10 protein-coding genes are annotated in these 9,522 nt (G+C 53.6%); all 10 read right to left on the reverse strand.

Going from position 1 to position 9,522, the window contains the following annotated elements; translation table 11 throughout:
• Positions 1–22 precede the first annotated feature (22 nt).
• Positions 23–970, reverse strand: a complete 948-nt coding sequence (locus tag J2Z49_RS12705; RefSeq protein WP_307403320.1) for a 4Fe-4S dicluster domain-containing protein — start codon at positions 968–970, stop codon at positions 23–25.
• A gap of 32 nt (positions 971–1,002) precedes the next feature.
• The gene (locus J2Z49_RS12710; protein ID WP_307403321.1) at positions 1,003–1,425 is read right to left on the reverse strand and encodes a hydrogenase iron-sulfur subunit; all 423 of its coding nucleotides are present in this window, start codon (positions 1,423–1,425) and stop codon (positions 1,003–1,005) included.
• A gap of 43 nt (positions 1,426–1,468) precedes the next feature.
• Positions 1,469–2,359: a CoB--CoM heterodisulfide reductase iron-sulfur subunit B family protein gene (locus J2Z49_RS12715; RefSeq protein ID WP_307403322.1), complete on the reverse strand. Its 891-nt coding sequence runs from the start codon at positions 2,357–2,359 to the stop codon at positions 1,469–1,471.
• 3 nt (positions 2,360–2,362) lie between these two features.
• The gene (locus J2Z49_RS12720) at positions 2,363–2,935 is read right to left on the reverse strand and encodes a 4Fe-4S dicluster domain-containing protein (protein ID WP_307403323.1); all 573 of its coding nucleotides are present in this window, start codon (positions 2,933–2,935) and stop codon (positions 2,363–2,365) included.
• A gap of 17 nt (positions 2,936–2,952) precedes the next feature.
• Positions 2,953–4,962 carry a CoB--CoM heterodisulfide reductase iron-sulfur subunit A family protein gene (locus tag J2Z49_RS12725; protein WP_307403324.1) on the reverse strand — a complete coding sequence of 670 codons (2,010 nt, stop codon included), beginning with the start codon at positions 4,960–4,962 and terminating at the stop codon, positions 2,953–2,955.
• Positions 4,963–5,218: 256 nt separating this feature from the next.
• Positions 5,219–6,013 carry a methyltetrahydrofolate cobalamin methyltransferase gene (locus J2Z49_RS12730; RefSeq protein WP_307403325.1) on the reverse strand — a complete coding sequence of 265 codons (795 nt, stop codon included), beginning with the start codon at positions 6,011–6,013 and terminating at the stop codon, positions 5,219–5,221.
• Positions 6,014–6,043: 30 nt separating this feature from the next.
• Positions 6,044–6,994, reverse strand: a complete 951-nt coding sequence (locus tag J2Z49_RS12735; RefSeq protein ID WP_307403326.1) for an acetyl-CoA decarbonylase/synthase complex subunit delta — start codon at positions 6,992–6,994, stop codon at positions 6,044–6,046.
• A gap of 41 nt (positions 6,995–7,035) precedes the next feature.
• Positions 7,036–7,794, reverse strand: coding sequence for an ATP-binding protein (locus J2Z49_RS12740; protein WP_307403327.1), 759 nt, complete (start codon positions 7,792–7,794; stop codon positions 7,036–7,038).
• A 144-nt stretch (positions 7,795–7,938) separates the two neighbouring features.
• Positions 7,939–9,276 carry an acetyl-CoA decarbonylase/synthase complex subunit gamma gene (acsC, locus tag J2Z49_RS12745; RefSeq protein WP_307403328.1) on the reverse strand — a complete coding sequence of 446 codons (1,338 nt, stop codon included), beginning with the start codon at positions 9,274–9,276 and terminating at the stop codon, positions 7,939–7,941.
• Between the two features lie 123 nt (positions 9,277–9,399).
• On the reverse strand, positions 9,400–9,522 hold a 123-nt coding region (locus J2Z49_RS12750; RefSeq protein ID WP_307403330.1), incomplete at its 5' end, for a hypothetical protein.

Genomic DNA, 9,522 nt, shown 5'->3' on the forward strand with positions numbered 1-9,522 from the left:
CCTCTTTCACTTCCCTCCTTGGCTAAAAATGATTGAGGGTCGATGAACTTACAGGCGCAGCCAGCGGGGCCCTTTCTTCCAGACTGACTCCGGCGGTATACCCAAACAACTCCTGCACATCCCTCACCATTTTGTGGGTTAAAGTTCGCAAATCAATGCCCATGGGGCAGGCCCGGTCGCAGGCACCACAGTCCACGCAGCGCCCGGCCAGGTGAAGTACCCGTACGGCTTGGAAAAAGACGTTATCCTGAACATTCAGGGATGACTTGCTAAGCCACTGGGGCATGGAGCAATCTGCAAAGCATTCTTCGCAGAAACACATGGGGCAGGCCTGCCGGCAGGCATAACAGCGAATACAACGCGACAATTCCTGGATAAGATAGGCACGTTTTTCCGCCGGTGCCTTGGCTTCAAAATTGGCCAAGTCGGCAAAACTGTCGGCTTCCTTCACCGGGACCGGCTCGCCCAGCATGATATCAAACAATACCGGGTTGGGGTGCTGGCAGGTTAAACAGGTATCGTGAAGCAGTTGTTCACAGGGAACGGTTTCGCTAAAGCCCTTTCCCATTAGTACGACTTGACCGTCTTTTACTTCTGCCTTTAACAATTCCCTTCCTGCCAGCAGACGGGTTACTTTCTTGCGATCAATCATACCCTGACATGGTATGCCAATAATCACCAGTTTTTCGCGGTTAATCTGGTTTTCTTTAATCAGTTCTATTATGGAGCGGCTGTCACAACCCTTGGCCACCACGGCCAGCTTTTCTGGCCTCTGGCGCAGGTAGGTAGCCAGGTTGTTTTCGCAACCGTAGCCCCAGACCAGCTTTTGTGCCTCCTCTGGCTGGCGAATAAAGCAGGGGGTGTTGCGCAAAGGAAGACTCCCTTTTGCAAAACCCACCACCAATTCTACTTCTTTATCCTGCAGAAGCTTTTGTGCTGTTTCTTGGATCGCCTTAGTTAATTCTCGCACTTTTATAACACCCCGCCTTCTTAACCCAACCTTTATCCGTTCGTCACATACAGTGGGTTTGGGCCCAATTCCCTTAATTGGTTGGTGAAATCGGTTACCGTCTCAGCAAATTTGGCTCCTTCCGAAGCGGAAACCCAGGTCAACCGGAACCGCTGTGGCTCAATTCCCAGTGTATCTAAAAGCCGCTGGGTAACCCTGGCGCGCCGTTCAGCATTATAATTGCCACTAACATAGTGGCAGTCTCCGGGATGTCACCCACCCACCAGCACGCCGTCAGAGCCGGCAAAGAGGGCTTTCAGTATGAACATGGGAGAAACCCTTCCAGAGCAGGGTACCCTGATGATCTTCACATTAGGGGGATACTGGAACCGCAGGGACCCGGCCAGGTCGGCACCTGCATAACTACACCAGTTGCAAAGGAAGGCAGTGATCTTTGGTTCAAATTTGGCCTGCATTACAGTTTTTCACTCCTTTCGCACCCTTGGGGAAAGCCGTTTGTCATCCAGCCAGAATCCTATTTACCACAGGCCCCACATCCGTTTTCGCCAGTCCGGTAACCTGTTCCCGATCGGCTCCCAGGCACAACGCCAGGACCTGCATGAAGTGAAGGACGGGAATTTGGAAATTAATTTTCTTACCGTTACGCAGGAATTCCTGGGCTGTATCAAACTGGATCAAGCAGGAACTGCAGCCGGTTACAATCAGGTCGGGATTAACCTCTTCTTTCATGGAGAGAAGCTTTTTCTGAACAAGATTGAAAGATTTTTCCATATCAGTGCTGCGCATGGCCCCCATACCACAACAGTCGATCAAGCGGGTATAGTGACCAACCGTAGCGCCCAGGGCCTCACACATTTCCTTCAGCACCTTGGGGTGGAAGGGATCCTCTTCCTTGTCGTAATAAACTTTGCTTGGCCAGAGGGTATGGCAACCGGGCTGAAGGGCCACTGTGAGGCCGTCGAGTCTATGTTTGAGGGCTTCCTTGATCCTCTCAGGTCCGAGCTCGTGGTAGAGATAGTAGTGGGCGAGCCTGACCTTGCTGGTCCCCTTGTATTCCCTGCCGATCTCCTTAAGAATCTCGTTGACACTAGCCTTTATTTCGGAGTTGGTATCCATCTTGTACTTTGATTCGGCCAGGCTACCGTAGCAGCTACCACATACGGTGACTATATCCAGGCCCTTTTCCTCGGCTATGGTATGGTTTCTAGCCCCTACGGCGCACCAACCCACCACGTCTACGGAGGGCATCGTCCCCCAACTGGGACAGCACGACTGTCCTTCAAGGTTGTCCAATTCAATCCCCAGTGCCGGAAACGCATACCGTACCGCCTGCTCAAGATCAGGTCTGTTAAAGGACGTGTTGCAGCCGACAAAAAAACCTACCTTCATTGGCTACACCTCGCAAGTTTCTGTTACATCTGACTCGTCCATGGGGATGATCCCCAGGTCGGCCAGGGCTGTTTGCCGTATAACCGCCTGCAGTTCTTTTAAAGCTTTCGGGTTCGCGACAGTGGAGTACGGCTTTTCCGGTAAACCGACTTTTGCTCGGGTGCTTCCGGCTCCCGCCAGATAAACGGCATGACCGGTGTCGTAAAGGGACTTAAGACCTTCAATAGAAAGGGTGGGCAGGGCAAATTCCCTTATGGCCACCCGCCGCATGGCTTGGATAATTTCGAAGGGGTTAACCTCCCGTGGACACACTTCGGTGCAGCGGTTACAGGACTGGCAGGCCCAAATGGATGAATCGTCCAACAGCGCATCACGCAATCCCAGGAGAATTGCTTGGATAACCCGCTTGTTAAAAAAGGAAAAACCAGCCAGCACCATGGGGCAGGCGGCGGCACACTTGGCGCACTGGATGCACTCCAGCAACTCTTCGCCGCCCAGCTCTTTTATCTCGTCAACTAGACCGGGATCACCTTCAGAGAGATTGATAACCCCCGTTGCTACTTGAACGTTGGACACTCGTACCACCCCCGAACTCAGCAGGCTAAAGCTTTAATCTGCGCGTGGATCTGGGCGTTGGTGAAGCCGTGCAAGGTGATGACTCCCGACGGGCAGGCCGCCGCGCATACGCCGCAGCCGGCACACAGGGCTTCGTCAATTCTGGACCGCAACCTTCCTCTATCTTCCACAAGCTTGATGGCCGAGTACGGACACAGTTGCACGCAAGTACCGCAGCCTGTGCACTTCCTCTGGTTCACTTCCGAAATCAGCGGCTCTACAACTACCTTGCCTAAGGTGAGGGGTACTGCGGCCGCCGAAGAAGCAGCCCGCGCTTGGGACACCGATTCGGGAATGTCTTTGGGTCCTTGCGCACAACCGGCGATGTAAATACCTTTCACCGGTGTTTCCACCGGATAGAGCTTGGTGTGCAACTCTTTCAAGAACCCTTCGCTGCCGCACGTGATACCCAGCTTCCGGCCAAGTTCTTCGAGGTCCGGAGCAGGCTCAATGGCCGTGGCCAGGACCACCAAATCGGCCTCCAATTCCACGGGCGCACCCAAGTCAACGTCGTAAGCACGCACCCTTAACCTGTCGCCTGGTAGCTCGTCTACCGCACCGACGCGGCCACGAAGCATCTTGATGCCGAGATCGCGGCAGTAGTTGTAGTACTCCTCGAAGTCTTTACCGCCGGTGCGCACATCAATAAAGAAGATGTAAATATTAGTATCGGGATACTTCTCTTTGATCAACCGGGCTTCCTTGAGCATGTACATGCAGCAGACTTTGGAGCAATAGGTATGGTACCTCTTATCCCGGCTGCCAACACAGGAGATAAAGGCGATGGTCTTGGGCTTTTCACCGTCCGACGGGCGGTGAAAATGACCTTCTGTGGGGCCGGTGGCCGATAGGATGCGCTCCAGTTGCATGGCCGTTATAACGTTGGGCGATTGCGGCGAATACTCTTTGAACGGCGCTTTGTCCATCACCTTATAACCGGTAGCCACGATGATGGTGCCCACGTTGAGCTCGATGACTTCGCCTTCCGGGTTATACTCTCTCGAACGGTCACACGCACCTGTTTTGCATGCTTTCTCACACGGTGCAAGGATGGGCTCGCCAGTCTTGGAGTGGATCCTCGGCTTGGTACCGATAGTACGCTTCGCGCAGCTAAGGCAGTGTTCGATATCCACAACCGCCCGTTTCGGTACCGCCTGCGGAAACTCAATGTAAATGGCCTTACGGTTATCCATGCCCTCGTTGAACTCGTTGGGCACCTTGGCCGGGCAAGCATTCACGCAGTCGCCGCACCCGGTACACTTATCCCAGTCAATGTATGTCTGTTTCTTTCTTACCTTCACTTTGAAGTTGCCGATGGAGCCCTCTACGGATTCCACTTCGGAGTAGGTCAGAAGTTCAATATTCGGATGGGTGCCCACCTGCACCATGATGGGGGTCAGGATACAGGCCGAACAGTCATTGGTGGGGAAAGTCTTATCGAGCTTGGCCATATTGCCACCAACGGATGGGCTTTTTTCCACCAGGTAAACCTTATAACCCATATTGGCCAGATCCAGGGCAGCAAACATACCGGAGACGCCACCGCCAATCACCAGCGACGCCGGCGCTACCTCCACAAACCTGTCCTCCAGGGGCTCCAGGAAAGCAGCCTTCGCTACGGCGCTGGCAACCAGTCTTTTTGCTTTTTCGGTTGCGCCCTCCTTGTCGTGCCAGTGCGGCCAGCTATCCTGGTCACGGATGTTTGCCATTTCCAGGAGGTACTTGTTCAGGCCCCCGTTTTCCAACGCCTTACGGAAGATAGGCTCGTGGGTGCGTGGAGTGCAGGCTGCCACCACCACCCGGTCAATGAGGCCGTTTCTAATATCCTGTTTAATTAATTCCTGGCCCGGATCCGAACACATGAAAAGATAGTTCCGGGCAAGTGCCACCCCGGGGAGCTTCTCGGCGTATTTTCTAACCTCTTCGACATTCACAGCGCCAGCAATATTCTCGCCACAATGGCAGATGTAGACGCCAATCCTCGGCACTATATCCCCTCCCGAAAGAGAACATTGATAAAGAGCAGGTTGCGATTTTTGCTTTACATTACCCTCAGGTCAGTGGCGTGTAGACATTGGGATAAGCCAGTACATAAAAGCGGTGTAGCCACTTTGTGAATTTGAATAATATATTCTTCCAAAGACCTTGCAAATCCTGCAATTGACCTTAAAAATTATTTTTTTCAAAACAAACCTAGGGGAAAACGGCCTGCGAACGACCGCTTTCCCCTTTTGAGGCGTGCCCTTACCGCTGTCTGAAGGTCTTTAAGAAGGAGTCGCAATAAATGTCCTTATTCAGGAGGATATTGGCGGCAGCTACACCATCCAGCAACTCGGGGTCCTCCAGGTCGGCTATGGCCGAATCCAGTCCTACAGCCATGCACATGATTAGGAAGGTCCGGTTGAGCAAGTGACGGTTGGTGCAGCGCTGAGAGGTGTTGCTCAGTCCCAGAGTGGTCCGGGGTGGCGGATCGGCCAGGGTCTTAATCTGGCGAATAGCTTCCAGTACCTCGGGTCCGTGATCCTGGGCAACGTTACAGGGCAGCATCAGGGGATCAATGTACAGGTCTTCCATGGGGATGCCGTGGGCGTCGGCATTAACCACAATTTCCATGGCCAGGGCTACCCGGTCGGCCGCACTCTTGGGTACACCCTTTTCATTCATGGCCAGACCGATGATGGCGGCATTATATTTTTTGGCCATGGGGAAATAAATATCCATCTTCCACTGGTCAGCACTGGTAGAGTTAATCATAGCCTTACCCTTGTGTACGGCCAAACCGGCCTCGATGGCTTCCGGGTTGGTCGAGTCAATACAGCATGGCAGGGGTACGGTTTCCTGGGCGACTTTCACCAGCCACTCCATTACCGCTGGCTGGTCCTTGGGGTCCACAGTGGGACCGGTGTTAATATCCAGGTAAGCGGCGCAGTTTTCATACTGACGTTTGGCCCAGTAGCGGATGGGTTCCGGGTCCTTGTTTAAAATGGCTTCCCGGATATCCTTAAACATACCGTTGATCCGCTCGCCAATGAGGATCATATTTTTGACACCTTCCTTTGATTTTTTTAATTAATAGGCATTGGACTGCATCAATTTGTCAATGTGGGCCCGGAATTGTTTGAGGGATTCGGGATGCCGCATGACAAACAGGGACCCGCCCGCCTGGGCAAAGGCCACGGCCGTGATTACTTCCCACAGTATGGCCCGGCGCTCCTGGCTTCCCCATTCCGGCGTCTCCTCCGTGGTGCTCTTCGCCTCCTTGGTTTTCCAAACTTCCTGGCCCAGCAGGCAGATGACCGGCATGGCCATCATTTTATCGCCCGTAAGGGCACCGATGCGGGTCCGTTCCATGATGGAATAGGCGTATTCAATACCGTAACCAAGGGCGCCCACCGAGGGGTCAATGACAATGCGGTTGGCGGCCAGGTTCATTTCCGTAATTAATATATTTAGCTGCTTTTCCAGGTTGATGTCCAAGGGGCTGGAAGCAATGATGTTGTGGCCATGCACCATGCAGGCGGCGGTAATGGTTTTGTAGTTTTCCTGCGTGGCACAACCCAGCAGGAAGTTCCGGCCGGACAGGGCCTCGGCCACTTTTTCCAGCACCTGGGCGTCTTTTTCTTCCACACCGCAGCCAAGGATGATTAAAGGCACATTTACGGCATCGGCCACCGCCTTGGCTACCTGGGCGCATTCCTCCGGGTTTGTGTTTTTATTGTCCGGGTGGGCACTGACCAGGGTCAGGCAGACCAGGTCCGCCCCGTATTCCACGCACTTTTTCGCCCAGGCCACGGGGTCGTTTAATACACCGGCGTAGGCGCTGGTCAGAATTTCCGGCCAGTTGGTGGGTTCCATGTCCCAGACTTCCAGGGCTACTGCAGGCCGGTTGGGCATTTCTCCTTCGAAGTGCAGGAAGGGCAGGGTACTCTCGCCCCCGATTTTAACTATGTTCGACTCGGTTCCCAGGACCACTTCTGCAACCTTGTTGGTCCACCTTTCTTTGGCTATAGTAACGGCCATGATAAACGCTCCTTTCTCTTTAGATAAGTGGGTGCAGGTAGCTAGAGGATGGCTGTTTTACGCATTATCTCCGTAACGGCAGCTACTACCGGAGATTCGTCGGGTAGCTCAACCAAAGGCTTGCCTTGCAGGTCATACTGGAAAACCTGCTCATCCTGCGGTATGGCTCCAATTAACTCCAGGCCGGTTTGCTGGATTTCGTTTTGCAGGGCTTCCACTGAGCCATCGGCAACTTTTGTTACCACCAGGTACATTTTTTTGATCTCCAGGGCCAGGGATTCTACCAGTTTTTTTACCCGGCCGGCCGAGCGGATACCCCGCGCGCTGGCGTCGCTGGTCACAAAGAGAATGTCCACATTCTGCGTGGTACGCCGGCTCAAATGTTCCAGACCCGCTTCGTTATCCATAACTACAAACGGGTAATTGTTGCTCAGTTCCTGCATAAAGCCCCGTACCAGATTGTTAACATAGCAATAACAACCCGGCCCTTCGGGACCTCCCATTACCAGGAGATCCACTTCCTCTCCTTCGGCTAAAGATTGGTGCACCCGGAAGGCTACGTACTGGTCTTTGGTCATGCCCGCCGGTAGCGGTTCCAGGTTATTGTTGATCCGGGCCATGATGTCCGCGATGGTATCTTCCATCTCGATACCCAGGGCCTCGTTCAGGTTGGCATTGGCGTCGGCATCCACAGCTAGAATGGGCCCCTTGCCTGCCTGGATCAGTTGTCTAATTAAAAGGGCAGCTAGTGTGGTCTTACCCGTTCCACCTTTACCGGCAATGGCGATGGTAAAGGCCATGAGTACCACTTCCCTTCTGGTGATTATTGTTTCGTTATATTCAGGTCGGGTTGCAAGAGCGGTAACTTTTACCAGGCAGTGCCCACACAGTGAAGCGTCCGACTAGCTACGTTTTACCGCCAGAGCCCGGCTAACCGGTTCGGGTTAAACATTCCAGCGTTGCTTCAGGAAGGAAGGAATGCCGGAAGATTCCCGCGGTCCCACCAGTACTTCCCAACCGGAGAGTTCCTGGAGCTTGCCGCTCAGCACGGCCACGCCTCCAGGGATGATTACCTTGCGGTGGGATACCTTTTCGGCAATGCCGGAGTTTTTGAGCATCTCGGCAATCTTCTCGGGGGTGAATTTTCCGGCTGCCCACCCAGTCAGGACGGAAATGCCATCGGTATCAACGGGGAGAATGTAACCCGGTACGCGGCTGGCTTCCACGTCTCCAGCCACACAGAAATAGGTAAGGGAGAAATTGGTGGTAATATAGACCGGGGAATCGGGACCGGGATTGCCAATCTCATAAATCTTGGATTCCACGGCGATCGGTTTTTGCGGGTCGGTGTAAATGTTCAGGCGCAGGGTGATCAGCGGCAAAATATCTGCCGGATCGGCCGTTTGAAGCACCACAATTCCCGCATACTTACAAATGTACACTGCAGCATCGGCTACGGCCTGGACGGGGTCTTCGTTGGTAACAAAGGTAATAGTGGGGTAGCCGAAGGGACGGAAACGCTTCAAAGCCTGCCGGCGGATCTGGGTCTGGTCGGCCAGGACCTTATGGACTTCCCGGGCGCCAGAATCCAGAATCAGTTGTTTGTGACCCAGGGCAACTACTTTTTCCACTAATTCGGCCAGTCCATTGAGGTCGGCTCCCTTGACCACCATGGGGGCCTCATACTTCTTGGCCAGCGCAGTCATGCCTTCGTAGTTGGCTGCGGTAGCCCCGCACAGGAGCGGCTTCTTGCTGCCCACAACTTCCAGAGCTTTTTCCATAGCCGCCGTGTCTTCGGTAATCAAGATCAGGGGATATGCGGTGTTTTCAGCCGCCACCTTCACTGCCGCGACAAACTTGTCCGCATCACCGGAATCATTTGTGACGGCTACCAGGTTTACACTGTGGAGCTGTCCAACCCGGTCAAAGACCAGCTTGTTGATCTGGCCTACACGGGCGGCAATTTCTTCTTTGCCGGCGGTGTCGCTCACAGTGATGGCAATTCCCGTGGGATGTTCAAAGCGCTTATCGTGGCGGAAGAGCACGGTTTCATTACCCAGCGTCAGCTCTTTTTCGCCTGTACCAATCTTTACCAGGGCCACTGGCGGAGCGGAAGCAGCGCCCAGGGCTTCCTTTGCTGCTTCACTTACGTGGGGGCACTGGTCGAGACCAGCTTTACCGGCCGCCATGGCCATAGCAAAAGCCAGACAGGTCGGGTGACCGCAGTCCTTGCAGTTGGTCTTGGGCAGTTGCTTAAAAATTTCTAAACCTGTTAAACCCATTCTCCTTTTCTCCTTTCTCGTAATTAATTAACACATATCCGGAGGACACCTGTATAACAGGTGTCCTCCAAGATATGCTCATTTCTTACATCCTAAATTAATTGGTTGCGCGATTTAGGTTATTTAAAGCAGCGGCGGGAGGCTCAGGGCTGGATGCCCCTTCTCCTCCAGGAAGGGCAGGATCTCTTCGCCGCTGGTGCCCACAGTTTCATCGGCAATCTTATCCACAAAGTCCTTACCCAGGCC

Source organism: Desulfofundulus luciae (assembly GCF_030813795.1).
Lineage (GTDB): Bacteria > Bacillota > Desulfotomaculia > Desulfotomaculales > Desulfovirgulaceae > Desulfofundulus > Desulfofundulus luciae.